This is a genomic window from Saccharibacillus deserti (assembly GCF_013618475.1).
GTDB lineage: Bacteria > Bacillota > Bacilli > Paenibacillales > Paenibacillaceae > Saccharibacillus > Saccharibacillus deserti.
The window spans coordinates 119,280-139,378 of the sequence record NZ_JABJVN010000010.1 but is presented as its reverse complement, the minus strand read 5'-3'; the positions used below and the strand labels follow the sequence as shown (position 1 = coordinate 139,378).

The window sequence follows — 20,099 nt, the reverse complement described above, 5'->3', positions numbered from 1 at the left end:
AACCTTGTCAAAAGGTGTGCAAGCCCGCAAAGTCGATTATAATGAAAGGGAACAAGCGTTCACCCGAAAAGGAGGAAGATCCGATGGCCTTCATGATCGCCCAACGGGCATTCATCAAACTGTACCTGATCACCATGGTCGAACAGCAGCGCGGATACGGCTACCAAATGCTCGAGGAGATGAAGGAAAGCTTCAAGTCCTTCGGGTATGTCCCTCCCCAGAGCGAAATTTATCGCGCGCTGCACGAACTGGTGCACGAAGGTGTGTTCTATCGTACGAAGCAGCTCAAAGGCAGCGACCCGCGTGTCGATTTTCAGGAAATCGTACTGTACCATTTTACTGACGACGGACCCGAGAAAGCGAAGCTGTACAAAAAGCAGGTCAAAACGGATCTGGATCGCTGTTTGGGAATGTTGAACAAGGCTGCGGAAGACAATTACGGAACTTGATTCTGTCTGAAGCGGGCAGTCCGGGCCGACAAACGAAAAAGGATAGGGGGTAAAACACCCCCTTTTTTCCCGCGTTGAAAGACGTTGGCAGCGTATTCCAAAAACGTTATCATAAAGACACGGAACGGAAGCCGCACCGGTTGACCGGCCGTTGACAGGAGAAGACAAAGGAGGAGAAACGATGACTCGAACACTGCGATGGGGAATTGTCGGTACGGCTTCGATCGCCGAGAGCGCCTTTATTCCGGCTATGCAAAACTCGGAACGGGGCAAGGTGACGGCGATCGCCGGCCGCGACGCGAACAAGGCTCATAAGATGGCCGAACGGGCAGGCGTTGAAAAGTCTTACGGAAGCTATGAAGAGCTGCTGCAGGACTCCGAGATCGATGCCGTCTATATTCCGCTCCCCAATCATTTACATAAGGAATGGACGATCAAAGCGGCGCGGGCGGGCAAACATGTCCTTTGCGAAAAGCCGGCGGCGTTAAATGCGGGAGAAGCCGAAGAAATGCTGAAAGTCTGCGAAGAAGAAGGCGTTCGGTTTGCGGAAGCTTTTATGTACCGCTATGGAGACAAACACGCGCGCGTGCGGGAAATCCTCGAATCGGGGGAAATCGGAAACCTTCGTTCGATGCACGGCGTTTTCAATTACTGTACGCCGGACGATACCGGCAACGTTCGCTTCAACCGTTCCATGGGCGGAGGGTCGATCTACGATATCGGCGTGTATCCGATATCGGCCGCACGGATGATCGCGGGATGCGAACCGTTGTGGGCGTCGGCCCATGCTTTTTTCTCCTCCCGGCACGACGACGTGGATATGGCCGCTTCGGGACTGCTGGCTTTCCCGGACGGACTGGCTTTGACTTTCGAATGCGGCATGTGGTCGTATAACCGTTCGTATTTTGAAATTACGGGAACCCGCGGCCGGATCGAACTGCCGTTCATGTTCGGATGGCGCGAAAATCCGCAGATTGTCGTCTGTACGGATCGGGAGCGGCGTGAAGAACGTCTGCCGGAGGTCAATCATTATACGCTGCAGGCCGATGCTTTCGCCCGTGCGGTGTTCGGCGAATCGAAGCTGCCTTTCGCTCCTGGTGATGCCCTGCGCAATATGCGTGCGGTCGATGCCTGTCTCCAATCCGCCCGTGAAGGCCGCCGGGTCGAAATCGCAGCGAACTAAGTTCGAACGCCGCCAACATTGAAAGCGTATCCTGCGGCGAGTTATAATGAATCGTGAGTGATTCCAATTTTATTTAAAGGAGACTGTACATGTCGATGAATCCAAATGCCGGAACCCCTACGGTGTACGAAGCAAAAAACGGCGACTACAACGGGGAAGCGGCCGTATGGCTCAAATACGGCGACTACGAAGCGGCCGTACTGCCAGGAATCGGCGGCAATCTGATCGCGTTTCGCAATACGGCGCGCGGATTCCGTTTCCTGCGCGAACCCGAAGACATGCAGGCTTTCGTATCCGATCCGGGCACGCATGGCATTCCGCCGCTGTTTCCTCCTAACCGCTACGATGGCGGGAAGCTGAAATGGAACGGCGAAGAATACCTTTTCCCGGTTAACGAAGAAGCGACGGGCAACTTCCTGCACGGCTATCTGCATACGCTTCCTTGGGAAGTGGAAGCTTTCGGCGCTTCCGAAGCGGGGAGTTTCGTTTCGGTTGCCCATCGGGTAGGCGAAGGGCACCGCATGTACGAGTATTTCCCTTATTCCTTCACGCTTCGAATCCGTTATACGCTGAGCGCGCTTGGCCTGGAGCAGGACGTGACGCTCTTTAACGAATCGGAACGCAGGCTGCCGGCTCTGCTGGCGTTCCATACCGCCCTGAATGCGCCTTTTGCGGAAGAAAGCACATCCGAAGACTGCCGCATCAAAGTAACGATCGGCCAGCGCCGCGAACTGGACGGACGGATGCTGCCGACCGGCGGATTCCAGCCGCTTGCGGAGTGGGAAGAGGAGATGCGCGAAAGCGGAGTGAATCCGTATGTCGATGCGATGGACAACCATTATACGGCCGTTCCTCAAGGCGGCCGCAACCGGGCGGAAATTACCGACACCAGACTCGGAGTCAAAGTGGTGTATGACGTAGGCACTTCGTACCGCCACTGGATGATCTGGAACAGCGGAGCCGGCGGAGCGTTCATCTGCCCCGAACCGCAGGTTAACCTGGTTAACGCTCCGAATCTGTCGCTTCCCGCCGAGGATATGGGACTGTTTGCGATCGAGCCGGGCGAAGTCTGGCAGGCAACCAGCCGAATTTATGCGGTGGATCTGGCCAGCGGCGTCTAACACAGGCTGTCCCAAATCCGGATCTTTGTCTACGAATTCCCGGCCGAAGGCGGCCGGGAATTCGTATGTTTGAATCAAGTGTTCACCCGCGGCAGAAGCTGCCGCAAGGGAATCGAAGGAGGAATTGCAATGAATCTATCGGAAGCGATCCGTACCCGGCGCAGCGTCGGGGCGGTCAAGAACGAGGAAGTGCCGCGCGAGCAGATTGAACGTATCTTGGAAGCGGGAACCTGGGCTCCCAATCACCGGAAGACCGAACCGTGGAGGTTTTTCGTTCTGCAGGGAGACGGCCGCAGCAAACTGGCAGCCGCGATGGCCGATACCGAAGCGGCCGAGAAAGGCCTGAATCCTTCACCGGAAGAACGCGAGGAACTGCTCGCTTCCGCCAACAAAAAAGTGCTGCGCGCCCCCGTTATTATTGCGGTAGGCTGCGATCCGGTGGAGAGCCCGAAGATTATTCCGCTGGAAGAGACGCTTGCCGTCGGTTCCGCGATTCAGAATATGCTGCTTGAAGCGCATTCGCTGGGTCTCGGCACGGTCTGGAGAAGCGGAAGTCTCTGTTATCATCCGCTGATGGCCGAACGTTTCGGTCTCGGTGCAAACGGGCAGATGCTGGGCTTCATCTATGTGGGCTACCCGGACCGCGAACCGGGCCAGGGAACGCGCGAGCCGTTCGAATCGAAGACGGTTTGGATCGACACGTTCGACAACTGAATCCAGAGTCTTCGTCGAAGATTTTAACGGTTTCTCCAGCTCCGCTTCTTCTCGAAAAAGCGGAGCTTTTTGCGTCGATTTGCGGCCCGGTTACCGATTATGCGGAGCGCCTGGAAATCCGCCGCGGTTTGGCATTTGGATGTTCCGGCGCTATAATGGACATCGAAGCGCAGAGCTTTTTGGCGCGAAAGGAGCTGACGAAGATGGAGGATATATGGAAAGAATCATTCTCCGTTTCGGTCACGGACTCGGATTTTGCCGGCCGGATGCGGCTGTCCGCTCTGCTTGGCGTCATGCAGAATACGGCAGACCGTCATCTGGAACATGCCGGCATTTCCGTAGGCCGGATGCTGGAAGAAGGGATGGCCTGGGTGCTGATGACCACCCGCCTGGAGCTGTTTGCCGTACCCCGACTCGGCGACTCGCTGCTGCTGGAAACCTGGAACAGCGGAGCCGAAGGAGCGGTGTGGATCCGGGATTACCGCCTGGTTGACGCAGCGGGATTCGAGATCGGCCTGGCTTCGACTGCCTGGACGCTCGTGGATATAGCCAAACGACGGATTCTGCGTCCGTCCGCTTTTCCGTTCCCGTTATCGGTCAGCACCCGGGCTTCGCTTGCGGGCGCACCGAAGAAAGCGGCTCTGCCCGGAGACGAAGAAGCCGCCTGGAGCGAAGCCGGGATCTATCAGGTCCCTTACAGCGCGGTAGACTGCTACGGGCACTTGAACAATGCGCGTTATGCCGATCTGTGCGCCGATCTGCTGACGGCGGACGAGCATCGCGAATCCGATGTCCGCTCGCTGACGATTACGTACAGCCGCGAAGCGGCGATCGGCGACCGGATCGTTCTGCGGCGAACGGCCGGAGGCCGGGAAGTGTTCTTCGCCGGAAAGACGCAGACGGGCCGCAGAACGTTCGAAGCCGTACTCGGACTGGAGGCCCGGATTCCAACACGCACGTAACGCATTCCAAGCACGCAAAAGGAGCGGAACCGTATGAAAAAAAATAAGCTCGGCCGTTCGGAACTGCTTGTCGGCGAAATCGGCTTCGGCTGTATGTCGATCGGCACGGAGGAAGACAAAGCGTTGAAACTGCTGCACGAAGCGCTCGATCGGGGAATCAATCTGCTGGATACGGCGGATCTGTACGATGCCGGCCGCAACGAAGAATTGGTCGGCAAAGCGATCAAAGGCCGGCGAAGCGACGTAATACTGGCTACGAAAGTCGGCAATCGGCGTCTGCCCGGGCAGGAAGGGCTCGCCTGGGACGCTTCGAAAGCTTACATTTTGTCCGCAGTCAAAGACAGCCTCAAGCGGCTGGGTACGGACTATATCGATCTGTACCAGCTGCACGGCGGCACGCTCGACGATCCGATCGACGAGACGATCGAAGCTTTTGAACAGCTGCAAAAAGAAGGCGTAATCCGGTACTACGGCATTTCTTCGATCCGTCCGAATGTGATTCGCGAATACGTTTCGCGTTCGCGGATCGTCAGTGTCATGAGTCAGTACAGTATTTTCGACCGGCGTCCGGAAGAAGAAGTGCTGCCTCTGCTCGAAGCAACCGGGATCGGGCTGCTGGCCCGAGGTCCCGTTGCGAGCGGGATGCTGACCGAAGAAGGCGAAAGCAAGCTGTCCAAAGGTTATCTGGGCTACAGCGAAGAAGAACTGCGGCGTTTCCGCAGCGAAATCGTATCGGCGGTCGACCGGCCTCTGGCCGAAACGGCGCTTCGCTATCCGCTGTCTTCCACAGGCGCGGACTGCGTTCTGGCCGGAGCGAGTACCCCGCAGCAGCTGCGGGCCAATATCGCGGCGGTTGCGAGTGCTCCTCTGAGCGATACGGAGCGGGCCGCGATCCGATCTGCGGTACCGGCAAACGTCTATGCGCAGCATCGCTGAAGGTAAGAAGACATTAAGGGATTGTGCGAAGGAAAGTTCGCGCAATCCTTTTTTTGTCCGGGGGATCTTTCCTTTTTCGTTTTGAGACGCTCCGCTTACGGGTAAAGAGGGTAAGAAAGCGATAACAGGAGGTGTCAGACTATCATGGACAAAGAGCAGCATGAAGCCAAGAAGCGCGAGGAAACCGAAGCGCTGCAGCAAAATCAGCAGGATGACAACCGGCAGGGTTCGCACGATCACCCCGAGCAGTATGCGACAGGCAACGAAAGCCTATTCGATATGCACGAAAGCGAAATGAACGTCGACCCGCTTCCGATGGAAGATATCGCCATGGAGCAGCAGGAAGAGAAAAACAAGGACGCGACCAAGACGCGTTCTTCAAGCGACGACAAATATAAAAGCGGTTTTTGACCGTATGAATCGCCGGGATTGCTGCGACGCAACCGATGGCCTCGGAACATGCGCAGCGGTTCGATCGGCAAAAAGCCCTTTCCGGTTGACGGAAAGGGCTTTTTGCCGGGAAGAGTCGTTCCTGCAAAGATTCGACTTCGTCCCGACCTGCCGGAAGACTTAAGATTCGTGCTTAGGCTCGGCGCTGTCGTCCGCAGGATCCGGCCGGCGCAAAATATCCAGTTTGCGGTAGCGGCGCGGGCCGCGGCGAAGAACGGTGAATTCCAGATTTTCGTGAATCCATTTCCGGCCGACCGGCAGATCCGGACGGTGACCGTACAGCCATCCTCCGATCGTATTCAGTTCCCCGTCGTCCAGATCGGTCATGAGCAGTTCATTGATCCGGTGGATAAAGACTTTGCCGTCTACGATCAGCCGATCTTCCGAGACCTGAACGATTTCGGTTTCTTCGGCCTCGTCGAATTCGTCGCGGATATCTCCGACAATTTCTTCGAGAATATCTTCGATCGTCACCATACCCGATGTACCGCCGTATTCGTCGACAAGAATCGCGATATGCGTATTTTCGTTTTGCATTTTTTTGAGCAGATCTTTGACCGCCATACTTTCGGACACGGACATCACCGGATGCACGAGGGACGCGACATCGGTATCCGGGTTTTCTTCCAGCGCCAGGAAGTACTGTTTGGTGTTGACCATGCCGACAATATGGTCTTTGCTCATATCGGCGACAGGGAAGCGCGTATACTGCTCCTGCAGAATGATCCGGCGATTTTCTTCGCGCGATTTTTCAAGATAGAGGCAGGCCATGTCGGTACGCGGCACCATGATCTCGTTGGCGAGCATTTCGTCGAAAGCGAAAATGCGGCTGACGTAGCCGTATTCGCTTTGATTGATTTTGCCGCCTTCGTAGCTTTCGTTCAGAATCAGGCGCAGTTCTTCTTCCGAGAACGCTTCCCCGTGTTCACTGGCCGGTTTCATGCCGATCAAGCGTCCGATCTGGTTCGCCGAGCCGTTGAGCAGCCAGATGAACGGATACATGACTTTGTAAAAAACAAGCAGCGATCCCGATACGGCCAGCGTAACGGCTTCGGATTTCTGGATCGCGACCGTTTTGGGGAACAGTTCGCCGACCACGACATGCAGGTAGGTGATAATCACAAAAGCCAGCACGTAGGACAGCAGCGAAGCTACAGCTTCCGGCACGGCCGGAACGGCTTCGAAGACCGGATGCAGCAGCAGTTCCATGGTCGGCTCGCCGAGCGAACCCAACCCGAGAGCGGTGATGGTGATTCCCAACTGGCAGGCGGAAAGCGAACCGTCCAGGTTGGTAATCACCTTTTTGGCGTTGATGGCCCGTTTGTTGCCTTCGAGGATCAGTTGGTCGATTCGGCTGCTTCTGACCCGGATGATGGCAAACTCGGTAATGACGAAATAAGCGGTGGCCGCGATCAGCAGCGCAACCAGCAGCAGATTAGTGGCAATGGTAACTCCCATATGGATCTGTTTCTCTCCCTTCGTGTATAAAGCGATTGTTCAAAAAATAAGGCAAAGCAAGCGCTTTATACACGTAATTGGAGAGGAATTTGAGCGGCCTGAGCAGCAATTTCTTCAGTCGAAGCAGGACCGCCCATCCGATCAGAAGCTCTACCGCATGCAGCGGGAAGAACGGATCGTGCGGCGGCGCGGGGTCGGCTTCAACAGGCAGAATGCCCGGCGTCCAGAGCATCGAAGGCAGCCCGGAAGGCAGCGGTCCGACTCCGGTATCCGCACTGTTGAGATTGTCGAGCGCCTCGTCGAGGTCAATCGGGTTCTCGTCTTTCAGTACGGAAGGCGACAGGCACAGCACCAGGGTCAGCAGGACGACAAAAAGGAAACGGGCCCCGTTTTTCGCCGAATCCAACAAGCGGCGGGGCCGTCGTAGTCGGTTCGGTAAGGGGATCGTCTCCTTTCTGGGAAAAGTTCCGAACATACGGCATAACCAGATAAATTGTAGGGATATGCGCCGCACATGTCAAATGAGCGTTTAAAAAAAGGGTTTTGGTTTATATATTTTGGAAACCCACTGTACAAAAGCAAGCGGACTTGCAAAAAGGGAACGAATATCGATTTGGAAACGTCTTATTCGTATCCGGCAGTCCGCTTGAACAAAGAGAGGAGCCTGTTCATGCTGCATGATTGCATCATCATCGGTGGAGGAATCGCGGGAACCCAAGCGGCTATTCAATTAGGACGCTACAGTACCCATCGGGTTCTCGTTATCGATTCCGGGTACGGCCGCTCGTCGGTCTGCCATACGTATCACAATATACTCGGTTGGCCCGAAGGCGTAACCGGCGAAGATCTGCGCCGTACCGGAAGAAAGCAGGCCGAAGCGCTGGGCGTGGAATTTGTTCAGGACGCGGTAATGGAAGCGGCGCGGGACGGCGAACGTTTTGTATTGACAACGGGAACCGGCAAACGCTTTTTCTCCCATACCGTACTGCTGGCAACGGGAATGATGGACCGTTATCCGGAAATTCCGGGACTGCGCGATACGCTCGGTTATAGCGTTTATATTTGCCCCGACTGCGACGGCTATGAGATTGTGGATCAAAAAACCGTGCTGATCGGATCGGGCGAACACGGATCGGGCATGGCGGTGCTGCTGTCCGAGCGTACGCCCCACCTGACTTATATCAATCATGAACGGGCGCCGATCGAAGAGCGCCTGCTCGAACATATGCGGAAGGTCGGAATCGATTACGAAGAGCAAAAAGTCGCCGAGGTGCGTTCGGACGATCACCGCGATATCCGTTCCGTCGTTCTGGAAGACGGGCGCGAACTGGAAGCGGACAAAGGATTTATCGCATTCGGAGGCAGCCACGTCCGAACGGAACTTGCCGTCCAGCTTGGCGTGACCCTCGAAGGGAACCGGCATATCAAGACCGATTCGCGCACCAAGATGACCGACGTTGAAGGAGTCTGGGCAGCCGGCGATATTGGCCTGCATTCTGAACTGTCGACGATTGCGATGGGTGAAGGGACGCAGGCAGCTATCTGGATACACAAAAAATTGCGCAAAATTCATAAAAGTCTTTAAAGGCGGTTCATATTCGATAGACGGGTTAATAATAATGCAGCAGGTGCTATACGCTTTGAAAAATATTCATGGTTTGCTTCAAAATCCGAAAACGACAACCGAGAGGAGCCAAAACAATGGGTAATATCGAAGAACAAAAGCACGCGGTAACGAAAGACGGAGAGGTTCACACAGATAAGGTCGAACAAACGATCGACCGTATCCCGGATGACAAAAAAGACAAGATTTTACAAGATTTTGATTCCTTCAAAAAATACCTGCACAACCGGATCAAAATCGGTGAGAGCATCGGACTCGGCGAAGAGCAGTTGGCGAAAGTCGCCGAAAAGGTAGCCGGTTACTTGGCCGCCCACGAAGAACCCCGCAACAGCGAAGAAAAGCTGCTGCAGGAGCTGTGGAAAGTCGGAGATGAGGATCAGCGTCACAAGCTGGCCCATCTGCTCGTCCGTCTGGCTCAGTCTTCCTGAGGCAGGTCAAACGGACTTTACGACCGTTTGAGTTTTCCCGAAAGCCCGCAGCCGAACGGCCGCAATCAAAAATCGGATTTCTAACGCACACAGCCTATACGCCACACTAGAGCAGCCGACCGATTTTGGGAAAACCTTCCGGAAGTATTGGAAGGTTTTCCTTTTTGCGTTTAACATAGATGAAAAGAGTGGATAACGAAAAAGTATTGCCGATATAAAAGGTAAAGCAAAAATAACCGAAGAGCGAGGTGAACAGAGTGCCGATTATCGGAATCGATCTGGGAACGACAAACAGTTTGGCCTCTTATCGAACGGAAGAAGGAAGTACGCTCATTCCGAATGCGCTCGGAAACGTGCTGACGCCTTCGGTTGTGGGCGTAGACGATAACGGGCAGATTCTGACGGGCGAAATCGCAAGGGAACGTTTGGTCACGCATCCCGACAAAACCGCTGCGTTGTTCAAACGATACATAGGTACAGACCGGCGCTACAAGCTGGGCGAGCACGAATTTTCTCCGGAAGATTTGTCTGCTTTTATTCTTCGTTCGCTCAAACAGGATGCGGAAGCTCTTCTGGGCGAACCCGTGGAAGAAGCGGTTATCAGCGTCCCTGCCTACTTTAACGATATCCAAAGAAGAGCGACCAAACGGGCCGGCGAACTGGCGGGCCTGCGGGTCGAGCGGCTGATCAACGAACCGACCGCGGCGGCAGTGGCCTACGGTCTGCATCTGGAGCAGGAAGAAAGCCAGTTTCTCGTGTTCGACCTGGGAGGGGGAACCTTCGACGTTTCCATTCTCGATATGTTCGAAGGCGTAATGGAAGTCAAATCGGTGGCCGGGGATGCTTTTCTGGGCGGCGAAGATTTTACGGACATGCTGATCGCCCGCTTCCTCGAACAGTTTGAACTGGATGAAGACCGGCTGGACAATCGGACGATGGCCGGACTTCGCAAACAGGCCGAGCAGGGCAAACGTCTGCTGACGATGCAGCAGGATGCCAAGCTGTCCTGCACCGTGGACGGCGAGACGTACGAGTGGACGATCGACCGAGGTTTGTTCGACCATCTGGCCAAGCCGCTGTTGAACCGCCTGCGCCATCCGGTGGAACGGGCTTTGAAAGACGCTTCGCTCAGCCCGCGCGAGCTGAACGAGATCATCTTGGTCGGAGGAGCGACCCGGATGCCGCTGATTTATTCGTTCGCCGCCCGCTTGTTCGGACGTTTTCCGGCGGCGCGCATTCATCCGGACGAGACGGTAGCGATCGGCGCGGGGATTGTGGCTGCCATGAAAGAGCGCCGGGAAGAATTGAAAGAAGTCGTCCTGACCGATATCTGTCCGTACACCCTGGGTACGATGGTTACGGTCAAAAACGGCGACGGCGGCTATGACGGGGGACACTTTTACCCGATTATCGAACGGCATACCGTCATTCCGGCCAGCCGGGTCGAACGCTTCTATACCGTAACCGACGACCAAAAAACGATTCGGATCGAAATTTACCAGGGCGAGAACCGTCTGACGCGCAACAATATCAAGCTGGGACAGCTGGAGATTCCCGTACCGGGCGGCCGTGCAGGCGCACAGGCGGTCGATATTCGTTTTACCTACGACATTAACGGGATTCTCGAAGTGGAAGTGACCACACTCTCGACGAGCGAGACGCATCGTCTTCTGATTCGCGAAGATGCCAGCGGGATGTCGATGGAAGAAGTCGAAAAGCGATTCCTGGAATTGGAAGCGATTAAAATCCATCCCCGCGACAAGTCGGAGAACCGTCTGCTGCTTGCACGCGGCGACCGGATCTACGAAGAGTCGCTGGGCAGTAATCGGACCCGCATCGCGGGAGCGCTGCGTCGTTTCGAGACGGTTCTGAGCCGTCAGGATGAACGCGAGATCCGCAAAGAAGCGGGAATGTTGAAAGAACTGCTGGAGCTGGCGGAAAAGCAGCCGGAGGAATGATATGAATATTTGGTCCATGTTGGGCATTGAACCGACGTCCGAGATCAAAACGATTAAGCGGGCCTATGCGCGCCGATTGAAAGAATGCCATCCGGAAGAAAATCCGGAAGGATTCCAGCGGATCCGCCAGTCCTACGAGATGGCGCTTGAAGAAGCGAAGCGTCTCGCGGAGCCGGGCGGCAGCGCTTCGCTCAGCGAAGCCGAGCTGCGGGGATTGAGAAATCCGGAGCCGGCGGCGGCCGAGACCGGACCGGAATCGCCCGTGATGCTGTTTATGCGCCGCTGCGAAGACATTTATGCGGAGATCGAGAAACGGATCGATCCCGATGTCTGGCAGGAACTGCTCGACGACGAGCTGTTCTGGCCGATCGAAGTCCGGGAACGCATCGGACGCGATTTGTTCGGATTCTTGTTGAAGCATGCTTTCCTGCCCCAGAGCGTGCTGCATCTGCTGGATCGTCATTTCGAATGGACGGCCAGAGAAAGGCGGCTCGGAGACGATTACGAGCACGCGGAAGTCAGTTTGTTTATGGAGCGCTTCAACAGTTTTTGGGAGCTTCGTTATGACCGGCTGGTCGCCGAAGAACCTTACGATTACGACGCTTTCCTGCGCTTTCGGGAACAGGCCCATTATGCGCTGGTGCTGAACGATCTGGATCTTGCGGAAAAAGCGCTCAAAGGCGCCGCGCTGCTGAATAATCGGGAGCCCGACTGCCTTCGGTTGATCGCTCTTTTTTACATGCGCAAAGAAGAGATGCGTTCGGCGCTGCAGGTGCTGGACCAGTGGATAAAAGAAGAGCCCGAAGAGCCGGAAGCCCGCTTGATGCGGGGGGAAGCGCTGCGGCGGGACGGAAATCCGAATCTTGCGCTGACCGAATACGAACAGCTGTTGAAACTGCTCCCCGGCAGCATTCATGCACTGAGCGGAATTGCCGCCTGCAAGGAAGAGCTCGATCTTCCGTGGGAAGCGAAGAAAGTGTACGAAGAGCTGTGTGCGCGTTATCCGGAAGACCTTGAAGCGCAGATCCGGCTGCTGATGCTCAACGACAAGCTCGCAGGCAATCTGACGCCAAATGCCCGGCCCGATCGCAGTGAGATTTACACGCTGGCCGAACTGTATCTGGATACCGGACGGGAAAAAGAATGTGCCGAGATGCTGCTGGAAGCCGAGAACGGCCAGACGCTGAGCGCCGAATTGAATTTTCTGCTCGGCAAGGCATTGGGCAAACTGGAACGTTATGCGGAGAGCGAGGAACGGCTGAACCGGGCGATCCGGCAGACGGAATCCCAACCGCCCAAACAGGCGGATATTCTGAAGCTGCGGGGACTGATTCGGATCGCGCTGGAACGTTTTGAAGAAGCGCGCCTCGATCTCAGGCAGGTTCTGCTGCTGAAACCGTCCGATCCCGAAGCCCTGTACCGGTTCGGCGAATCCCTTCGCATGGAAGGAAACTACGAGGAAGCGCTCCAACTGCTGAATCATGCTTTGGAGCTGTCTTCGCAGTGGTATTACCATTCGGCACGAGGCGACTGTTTTTATTCGCTGCGCCGTTATCCGGAAGCGCTGCTCGATTATCTGCGGGTTATCCAGTATGACCGAACGCTGACGGAACCCTGGTTCCGGGCCGGTTACTGTTTCCTGCGGATCGGCGATTATGCGCATGCGCTGGAGTATTTGAACGAAGCCAAAGAGCGGGGATTTCCGGAAGCCGTTCTGCTGCTGATGGCCGAAGCGCATTTTCGCGCCGGAGAGTTCGAGCAGGCGGTGTCCATGGCCGGCCGTTATAACCGGGAGCGGCCCAATGAATATTACGGCCGTATCGTGGAAGGGGATATGTACCGTTCGTCGGGCCGGGGAGCAGAAGCGCTCGCCTGTTACCGGGAAGCCGAGCGGATTGCGCCGCTGGAGTATCTGCCTGCCCGACTTGCGGCGGAGATGCTGCTCCGCGAAAACCGCGCCGCCGAAGCGCAGCAAAGCCTTGCAGCGCTGATGCAGCGGCATCCTGCACGGGGTTGGGCGTATTTGCAGCAGATTCGGCTGCTTATTTCCGAGCAGCGCTGGGAAGAAGCCGAATCGTCTATCGTTCGCTATACGGATCATATCGACCCCAAAGAACAGGATCCTCTGATTCTGCTGTACGGCGGGTATATTCTGTTCCGTCTGGCCCAGTACGAACAGGCCGCCGAATTCTTCGAAGCGGCCTGCCAGGTCGGGCTGCAGCATGACGCGGCAGAGTATCTGATTCGCTGCTGGGTGGCCGTGGGGCGTTATGAACAAGCGGAGGAACTTGCCGTCGAAGCCGCCTCATCCGACGGGAACCGCCCGATGCTGACGGAAATCGCCCGGGTCCTGCAGCAGTATTCTTCCCGCAGATGGAAGCTGCTGCGCCGCACGCGCGGGCCCGAACTGCCTGATGTCGAGGCACAGCCCGCCCTGCCCGAACCGGCCGGCGAGCCGCTGCCGGATATTCATGGCTTTTGAAGAAAGGAGCTGCCGCGATGGAGACGCTGCGCCTAAGAGGAACGGACGAACAGAATCTGCGCGCTTTTGCGATCGGCGCCGTTTTGTTTCAAATGAACGGGCTGCTCGAAGAAACGGGATTCGCTTGGCCCACTGCACGCAGGGAAGAACTTCGCAAGCTTTTGTCCCATACGTGGTCGGTCAAAGACGAAGAATCGCTGCACCGGCATCTGAACTGGCTGCTGGAAGAAGGCGGACAGGCTTCGTACCGCAAGACCGAGATGTTTCTCGGAGCTTTGTCGTTCAAAGACCGGGAGTGCTACTTCGACCGCCTGAGCAGCAATGCCGCTTTGTATAACCACGCTCGTCTCGTTCAGATGTACGCAGGCAAGCTTCCGCGGGCCGGAATCGCGGCTTGGGACCTGGGGCAGTACGTATTCATCTGCCGCACCGCCCATTCCGCGGGCTGGCTCGAAGGCGAACGTGCGCTCGAATTGGCAAAATCGGCTTCGCAGCGGGCCCAGAGCCTGTATCGCGGCTGGCCCGAATTTGCAGCTGCCTATTTGGCGGGGCGGCAGATTTGGACCAACCAGCCTTCCGCCGAAGCGGCCAAACCTTATGTCGTCTGCGTATCCAAGCTTTTGACCGATCCGCGCAGTCTGTGGAAACGCTTGGAATGGGGCATGCCGCTGGAACCGGCTTCCGAGTAAGGGCGAACTTGACGTATAAACTTGAATATTATATAGTTTATTACGAAAAGTTATAAATATACTTTCATGACCCGATCAAGGAGGCCTTTACCGTGGCAAAAGACTTTTTCGAAGCTTTGAAATCCAGACGTTCCATTTATGCAATCGGCAAAGACGTAACCGTAAGCGAAGCGAAGATTCAGGAAATCGTGGAAGAAGCGGTCAAGTATACGCCAACTTCGTTTAACTCCCAGACTTCCCGCGCCGTAGTCCTGTTTGGCGAACAGCATGAGAAATTGTGGGACCTTACTTTGGGCGAATTGAAAAAAGTGGCTGTTTCCGAAGAAGCTTTTGCCGGAACAACCGACAAAATCGACTCGTTCAAAAGCGGGTACGGCACGGTTCTGTTTTTTGAAGACCAGGACATCGTAAAAAACCTGCAGAACCAGTTTGCGCTGTATGCCGATAACTTCCCGATCTGGGCCGACCAATCTTCGGGCATGCTGCAGCTTGTCGTATGGACCGCGCTGAGCGACGCGGGACTCGGAGCTACGCTTCAGCATTACAACCCGCTGATCGACGCCGGCGTCCAGGAAGCCTGGAACCTGCCTTCGAGCTGGCTGCTGAGAGCCCAGATGCCTTTCGGAATGCCTCTTGCCCCGGCCGGAGAAAAGACGTTCCAACCGATTGAAGAGCGCGTCAAAGTGTTCAAATAAAAAGGCGGCAGATCGATAGCCTTAATAACGAATCCAAACGGAAAGAAGCGGGAGTGCGAGTCCGCTTCTTTTTTGATGCGCGGACGCGGAAGATGCCTGCCTGCTGAATCCCCTTTCAAATAAGTCAATATTGTAAGAACATCTTTATCGGATCGACACTCTTTTATTGACACCAGGTCCTATAATGAAAACATAAAGGAAATTTAAGAAATTAGTTTGTGCAAGCTAGCTTTAGGGTAATAGGACTTACCGAGAACTTGCACAACAAGGGACCTCTGAAAGGGGAGAACAACAATGAAAAAGACAACAATCGGCATGATCGGTACAGGTATTCTGGCCTTTATGATCGGATTTGGATACTTTCCGGCTTCTAGCGTAGTCACTCCGGCTTCTGCCGCTCCGGCAGAACAAACAACCGGCACCAGCGACGAAACCTCGACGGAACAAACATATACGATCTTTATCAACTCGGTTGAAAAAGACGCAAACGGCGTAACCCAGCTCGAGACCGACCGGATCGGATGGTATACGGGCGAAGCGGCTAACAAGCTCTTCCTGAAAGAAAATCCGGACGCGGCCGAAGAAATGGGCGGAGCACCGGACGGTTACTATATCGTGAACAACGATATTACCGAAGTGAAAATGCCGGTCGCTGCGGATGCCCAGGTTCTGATGCAGATCTACGATCACACCGGCAGCTACGAAGACATGGAGATCAACTGGAATGAATCGATTGGTCTGGACAAATTCGACGCCCAATACAACAATTCGCTTGGCCTGCTCGACCTGAGCGCGTTCCCTTACCATGTTACGGTCAAAGACGGGGTTATCGTGAAGATCGTCCAACAGTATATCCCTTAAACCGCATCTGCGGCTGCACCGAATTCCGGCGGGCTTAGGCCCTGCCGGAATTTTTTTGCGAACCGAGATAACGCTTACAATTCGGGTCATATAAAAATAGCATTTACACCTTATGCAAATTCTTATATAGTCGTTGTACACGGAATTAGAGGAGGTGGATACGGATGTCTATAAAAGCCAAAGCGGTGGGTTGTGCGCTGCTGATCGTCGTGTTCGAAGCGGCAGGGGTACGTTCTTTCCTGTATCCCGATTACGTCCAAGCGGTCATGTACAGCGGTGCGGGCCTTGTCCTTGCCTATTCCGCTGTCCGCGGCGGCTTGCGAAGCCAGGGCCGTACGGAAAGCTGAGTCTGTCTTCTGCCCAAAAAGGCGCAAAAAGCGCCGTTCATCCTCAAAAAGAGGACGGACGGCGCTTTTTGTATCGGAGATGCCCGCCCCTTCCCCGAACTGCCTGGGCCGCGGTAAAATACATGTTAAACCATGTGAATCTTTTGACGTAATTTTTCTTTACATGTGAGTACGGAAAGGATAGACTATGAGGCAGACTCGAAAGAGATCCCGGCGCGTGCGCGGGGAGAAAACACAAAACGTTTTTCGATGAATTGAGCCTATTTTCACAAACTCTGCGGACGGAGGAAGCGGAAAAGGAACGATTCCACGAAGCGGTTCGGCGTTTTTTCCTTGTGCCAGTCTCGGAGCCGGCGCGTTCATCTCGAACGAAGCCGCCTGCAGGCCGCGCCCAATAAGAGGAAATGGGGAGACAAAGAATGGGAAATGTTAACGTACTCAGCAAGCCGAAACGGAGAAGCCTGCTGGCAAGTGTAGGGATGAGCTGGTTGTTCGATGCCATGGATGTCGCGCTGATCTCGTTTGTAGCCGCGGCTCTTGCGGTCGAATGGTCGCTCGGACCCCAGCAGTTGGGCGTTCTGACTGCGATCAACTCGGTAGGGATGGCGGTAGGCGCCGCCTGTGCCGGTATCCTCGCGGACCGTTTCGGAAGAAAGTCGGTTCTGCTCTGGACCTTGCTGATCTTCTCGCTGGCGAGCGGATTATCCGCTGTCGCAACCGGCTTCGTGATGCTGTGTATTCTTCGCTTTATTTCCGGATTCGGCCTGGGCGGAGAACTGCCGGTCGCTTCCACGCTCGTATCCGAATCCGTACCTGCCAATGAACGCGGACGGACCGTCGTCCTGCTGGAAAGTTTCTGGGCAGGAGGGTGGATTCTCGCGGCAGTGATCGCCTACTTTATTATTCCGAATTTCGAATCCGGTTGGCGGATCGCTTTTGCCCTGGGGGCCCTGCCGGCTTTGTATGCGCTCTACCTGCGGAGAAAGATTGACGATTCTCCAAGATTCCTCGCCCAGAAAAACAAAGCCGAAAAAGTCGGTCTCAAACAGCGCTTCGCTCAACTGTGGGCGCCCGAGTACCGCAAAACGTCGCTTATGCTCTGGATTCTCTGGTTTACGGTCGTCTTTTCCTACTATGGCATGTTCCTGTGGCTGCCGCAGGTCATGGTGTACAAAGATTACAGTTTGACCAAAAGCTTCGAGTATGTCCTGATCATGACCCTTGCTCAGCTGCCGGGTTACTTCACGGCCGCCTACTTCATCGAGAAGTTCGGCCGCAAATTCGTACTCGTCGTCTATCTCGTGCTGACCGCTGCAAGCGCCATCTGGTTCGGCCTGGCCGATACGACGGCGACGCTGCTTGCGGCAGGCATCTGCCTCTCGTTCTTCAACCTCGGGGCCTGGGGCGGACTGTACGCGTACACGCCCGAGCATTACCCGACGCATATGCGGACGACGGGAGCCGGTCTGGCCGCTTCGTTTGGACGGGTAGGCGGGATCATTGCCCCGTTTCTGGTCGGTTGGCTGATTTCGCAGGGGGTCGAGATTTATGCGATCTTCGGGATGTTCTGCGGAATGATCCTGATCGGAGCCGCTTCGGTCGCTTTCCTGGGCAAAGAAACCAAAGGTACGGAGCTTGCGGAATAACAGAACTTCATCGGCTAGGCATGTATGCCGGGTCCGGTTCCTTTCGGGGAACCGGGCTTTTTTTCCATTAATAGGTTATTCTATAGAAGTGACGTTAAAGAACGGGTAATAAGAAGAAAAAAAGATATCCAAGACTAGCAATGGAGGGGAAAAGATGCGAAATCGTTCGTTGAAAAAAGGAGTCTGTCTGCTGCTCGCCTGTCTGCTGGTCGGACTGTTGGCGGCCTGTGCAGGAACCGGAACATCCGCTTCCGCCCGCGAACCGAATAAGCCGAAGCAGAGCGGCAAAACGGAAGGAACCAAAAAGATCGCTCCGGCACTTGCAGCCAACGGCTCCGCGGCCTCGACTTTTGTCGGCAAGCACGGCCGGCTTCAAGTGAAAAACGGCAAACTGACCGATGCTTCGGGCAAATCGGTGCAGCTGAAAGGGATGAGCTCGCACGGCATTCAATGGTTCGGCGATTACGTCAATAAAGACAGTATGAAATGGCTGCGTGACGACTGGGGATTGAATGTGTTTCGGGTTGCCATGTATACGGACTCGAACGGATATATTTCAAATCCGGCGCTGAAAAACAAAGTCAAGCAGGCGGTGGACGACGCGATCGAGCTGGGCGTGTACGTTATCGTCGATTGGCATATTTTGTCCGATGGCGATCCGAATACCTACAAAGCGCAGTCGAAAGTTTTCTTCAAGGAAATGGCGCAGACCTACGGGGATACGCCGAATATTATCTACGAGATCGCCAACGAACCCAACGGAAATGTAACTTGGGCCAAACAGATCAAACCGTATGCGGAAGAAATCATCAAAGTCATCCGTGCGGAAGATCCGGATAACCCGATTATCGTCGGTACGGGAACCTGGAGCCAGGACATTCAGGATGCCGCGGCTTCGCCTCTGACAGACGGCAATGTGCTGTACGCGGTACATTTCTATGCGGGAACGCATGGAGCGTGGCTGCGCGACCGGATCGATGCCGCCATGAAGCAGGGACTGGCGGTCTTCGTCAGCGAATGGGGAACAAGCGATGCTTCCGGAAACGGAGGCCCTTACCTGACCCAAGCCAAAGAATGGACCGATTTCATGGCCAACCGGGGAATCAGCTGGGCCAACTGGTCGCTCGCGGACAAGCAGGAAGCGTCGGCCGCACTTGCTCCGGGAGCAAGTTTCAAAGGCGGATGGACCTCGGCGCAGTTGAGCGCATCGGGCAAGTTCGTTCGCGAACAGATGCGCAAAGGCACAGCGCCGGATACGGGAGGCAGCACACCTGCGGGGCGGATCCCGGCGCAGGTCAAAGGGCTGAAAGCGTCGGCCGGCCGTTCCCAAGTCGCGTTGGCCTGGAGCGCCGTATCCGGTGCAGACAGCTACATGCTCAAGCGCGCCGAAGGCGGCGGCAGTTATACCGTCCTGCAAAAAGGCATCAAGGGAACGTCGTTCACCGATCAGTCGGTCGTCAACGGCAAAACCTACCGGTACAAAATGAGCGCGGTAAACGCCAAAGGCGCCGGAGCCGATTCGGCCGAAGTATCCGCCAAACCGACAGCGTCAGGGGGGACTCCTGCCGTACCGACGCCCGTTACGCCTTCGCCTTCGGGCGGAGCGAACGCCGGAAGCCTGGTGCTGATGCAGCGCAGCCTGGACGACAATCCGTCGGACAACGCGCTGCGGCCCGTATTCAATATCCGCAATACGGGTTCCTCGGTCGTTCCGCTCAAGAATGTAAAGATTCGTTATTACTATACGAACGAGAGCCAAGCGGGGCAGAATTATTTCTGCGATTGGGCACGGATGGGGGCTTCGAACGTCAAAGCCGTCTTCGGCCAAACGGAAAGCGCTCCGGAAGGAGCCGCAGATTACGTGGAATTGAGCTTCGTTTCAGGTTCGATTCCGGCAAACGGGGAGACCGGAGAAATCCAGTCGCGTATCCACAATAGCGCTTGGAGCGATTACGACGAAACGGACGACTACTCGTACGCATCGGGTCAGCTTGAATTTGCCAAGTCCAAGCATGCCGTACTGTTTGTGAACGGTACACGCGTGTTCGGATTGGAACCTTAAGCGCGGCAAGAAGAGGGAACGGAAAAGTCTGCTG

19 protein-coding genes are annotated in these 20,099 nt (G+C 55.5%); 17 read left to right on the top strand and 2 right to left on the bottom strand.

The window, feature by feature from the left end:
* Positions 1–83: 83 nt before the first annotated feature.
* From HOP44_RS20585 to HOP44_RS20555, 7 genes are all read left to right on the top strand, one after another.
* Entirely contained in the window at positions 84–449 is a 366-nt protein-coding gene (locus tag HOP44_RS20585; protein WP_172200166.1) for a replication termination protein, read from the top strand.
* Between the two features lie 181 nt (positions 450–630).
* A complete protein-coding gene (locus tag HOP44_RS20580) occupies positions 631–1,632 on the top strand; it encodes a Gfo/Idh/MocA family protein (RefSeq protein WP_172256889.1) in 1,002 nt (333 codons plus the stop codon).
* 89 nt (positions 1,633–1,721) lie between these two features.
* Positions 1,722–2,753 (top strand): aldose 1-epimerase, encoded by a 1,032-nt coding sequence (locus HOP44_RS20575; protein ID WP_172256887.1) that lies wholly within the window; start codon positions 1,722–1,724, stop codon positions 2,751–2,753.
* A 129-nt stretch (positions 2,754–2,882) separates the two neighbouring features.
* Positions 2,883–3,467, top strand: a complete 585-nt coding sequence (locus HOP44_RS20570; RefSeq protein WP_172256885.1) for a nitroreductase family protein — start codon at positions 2,883–2,885, stop codon at positions 3,465–3,467.
* 203 nt (positions 3,468–3,670) lie between these two features.
* Entirely contained in the window at positions 3,671–4,429 is a 759-nt protein-coding gene (locus HOP44_RS20565) for an acyl-[acyl-carrier-protein] thioesterase (RefSeq protein ID WP_172256883.1), read from the top strand.
* Between the two features lie 33 nt (positions 4,430–4,462).
* Positions 4,463–5,365: an aldo/keto reductase gene (locus tag HOP44_RS20560; protein ID WP_172256881.1), complete on the top strand. Its 903-nt coding sequence runs from the start codon at positions 4,463–4,465 to the stop codon at positions 5,363–5,365.
* Between the two features lie 144 nt (positions 5,366–5,509).
* Positions 5,510–5,776: a hypothetical protein gene (locus HOP44_RS20555; RefSeq protein WP_246369969.1), complete on the top strand. Its 267-nt coding sequence runs from the start codon at positions 5,510–5,512 to the stop codon at positions 5,774–5,776.
* 159 nt (positions 5,777–5,935) lie between these two features.
* Here the strand turns inward: HOP44_RS20555 and HOP44_RS20550 are convergent, their stop codons facing one another.
* Complete coding sequence (locus tag HOP44_RS20550; RefSeq protein WP_172256879.1) at positions 5,936–7,273, bottom strand: hemolysin family protein; 1,338 nt, start codon at positions 7,271–7,273, stop codon at positions 5,936–5,938.
* The gene (locus HOP44_RS20545; RefSeq protein ID WP_172256877.1) at positions 7,251–7,682 is read right to left on the bottom strand and encodes a hypothetical protein; all 432 of its coding nucleotides are present in this window, start codon (positions 7,680–7,682) and stop codon (positions 7,251–7,253) included. Before HOP44_RS20545 ends, HOP44_RS20550 begins: the two co-directional genes overlap by 23 nt.
* 261 nt (positions 7,683–7,943) lie before the next feature.
* On the opposite strand from HOP44_RS20545, the gene HOP44_RS20540 reads away from it, so the two are divergent.
* The 10 genes from HOP44_RS20540 (at position 7,944) to HOP44_RS20495 (ending at position 20,065) form a co-directional block, all read left to right on the top strand.
* Positions 7,944–8,858, top strand: a complete 915-nt coding sequence (locus HOP44_RS20540; RefSeq protein ID WP_172256875.1) for an NAD(P)/FAD-dependent oxidoreductase — start codon at positions 7,944–7,946, stop codon at positions 8,856–8,858.
* Between the two features lie 125 nt (positions 8,859–8,983).
* On the top strand, positions 8,984–9,325 hold the full coding sequence (locus HOP44_RS20535) for a DUF3243 family protein (protein WP_172256967.1): 342 nt from the start codon (positions 8,984–8,986) through the stop codon (positions 9,323–9,325).
* Between the two features lie 257 nt (positions 9,326–9,582).
* Positions 9,583–11,283: an Hsp70 family protein gene (locus tag HOP44_RS20530; protein WP_172256873.1), complete on the top strand. Its 1,701-nt coding sequence runs from the start codon at positions 9,583–9,585 to the stop codon at positions 11,281–11,283.
* 1 nt (position 11,284) lies between these two features.
* On the top strand, positions 11,285–13,765 hold the full coding sequence (locus HOP44_RS20525) for a tetratricopeptide repeat protein (protein ID WP_172256871.1): 2,481 nt from the start codon (positions 11,285–11,287) through the stop codon (positions 13,763–13,765).
* A gap of 17 nt (positions 13,766–13,782) precedes the next feature.
* Positions 13,783–14,454, top strand: coding sequence for a DUF1266 domain-containing protein (locus tag HOP44_RS20520; RefSeq protein WP_172256869.1), 672 nt, complete (start codon positions 13,783–13,785; stop codon positions 14,452–14,454).
* A gap of 92 nt (positions 14,455–14,546) precedes the next feature.
* Positions 14,547–15,149, top strand: coding sequence for a nitroreductase family protein (locus HOP44_RS20515; protein WP_172256867.1), 603 nt, complete (start codon positions 14,547–14,549; stop codon positions 15,147–15,149).
* A 294-nt stretch (positions 15,150–15,443) separates the two neighbouring features.
* Positions 15,444–16,010 (top strand): hypothetical protein, encoded by a 567-nt coding sequence (locus HOP44_RS20510; protein WP_172256865.1) that lies wholly within the window; start codon positions 15,444–15,446, stop codon positions 16,008–16,010.
* A 164-nt stretch (positions 16,011–16,174) separates the two neighbouring features.
* Positions 16,175–16,357, top strand: coding sequence for a hypothetical protein (locus tag HOP44_RS20505; protein WP_172256863.1), 183 nt, complete (start codon positions 16,175–16,177; stop codon positions 16,355–16,357).
* Between the two features lie 419 nt (positions 16,358–16,776).
* On the top strand, positions 16,777–18,003 hold the full coding sequence (locus HOP44_RS20500) for an MFS transporter (protein ID WP_172256861.1): 1,227 nt from the start codon (positions 16,777–16,779) through the stop codon (positions 18,001–18,003).
* Between the two features lie 154 nt (positions 18,004–18,157).
* Positions 18,158–20,065 carry a cellulase family glycosylhydrolase gene (locus HOP44_RS20495; RefSeq protein WP_172256859.1) on the top strand — a complete coding sequence of 636 codons (1,908 nt, stop codon included), beginning with the start codon at positions 18,158–18,160 and terminating at the stop codon, positions 20,063–20,065.
* Positions 20,066–20,099: the final 34 nt, after the last annotated feature.

Coding starts and splice junctions, on each gene's coding strand:
- HOP44_RS20560 (WP_172256881.1), top strand. CDS start 4,463: ATGAAAAAAAATAAGCTCGGCCGTTCGGAACTGCTTGTCGGCGAAATC.
- HOP44_RS20495 (WP_172256859.1), top strand. CDS start 18,158: ATGCGAAATCGTTCGTTGAAAAAAGGAGTCTGTCTGCTGCTCGCCTGT.
- HOP44_RS20540 (WP_172256875.1), top strand. CDS start 7,944: ATGCTGCATGATTGCATCATCATCGGTGGAGGAATCGCGGGAACCCAA.
- HOP44_RS20580 (WP_172256889.1), top strand. CDS start 631: ATGACTCGAACACTGCGATGGGGAATTGTCGGTACGGCTTCGATCGCC.
- HOP44_RS20555 (WP_246369969.1), top strand. CDS start 5,510: ATGGACAAAGAGCAGCATGAAGCCAAGAAGCGCGAGGAAACCGAAGCG.
- HOP44_RS20570 (WP_172256885.1), top strand. CDS start 2,883: ATGAATCTATCGGAAGCGATCCGTACCCGGCGCAGCGTCGGGGCGGTC.
- HOP44_RS20565 (WP_172256883.1), top strand. CDS start 3,671: ATGGAGGATATATGGAAAGAATCATTCTCCGTTTCGGTCACGGACTCG.
- HOP44_RS20510 (WP_172256865.1), top strand. CDS start 15,444: ATGAAAAAGACAACAATCGGCATGATCGGTACAGGTATTCTGGCCTTT.
- HOP44_RS20525 (WP_172256871.1), top strand. CDS start 11,285: ATGAATATTTGGTCCATGTTGGGCATTGAACCGACGTCCGAGATCAAA.
- HOP44_RS20575 (WP_172256887.1), top strand. CDS start 1,722: ATGTCGATGAATCCAAATGCCGGAACCCCTACGGTGTACGAAGCAAAA.
- HOP44_RS20550 (WP_172256879.1), bottom strand. CDS start 7,273: ATGGGAGTTACCATTGCCACTAATCTGCTGCTGGTTGCGCTGCTGATC.
- HOP44_RS20500 (WP_172256861.1), top strand. CDS start 16,777: ATGGGAAATGTTAACGTACTCAGCAAGCCGAAACGGAGAAGCCTGCTG.
- HOP44_RS20520 (WP_172256869.1), top strand. CDS start 13,783: ATGGAGACGCTGCGCCTAAGAGGAACGGACGAACAGAATCTGCGCGCT.
- HOP44_RS20505 (WP_172256863.1), top strand. CDS start 16,175: ATGTCTATAAAAGCCAAAGCGGTGGGTTGTGCGCTGCTGATCGTCGTG.
- HOP44_RS20585 (WP_172200166.1), top strand. CDS start 84: ATGGCCTTCATGATCGCCCAACGGGCATTCATCAAACTGTACCTGATC.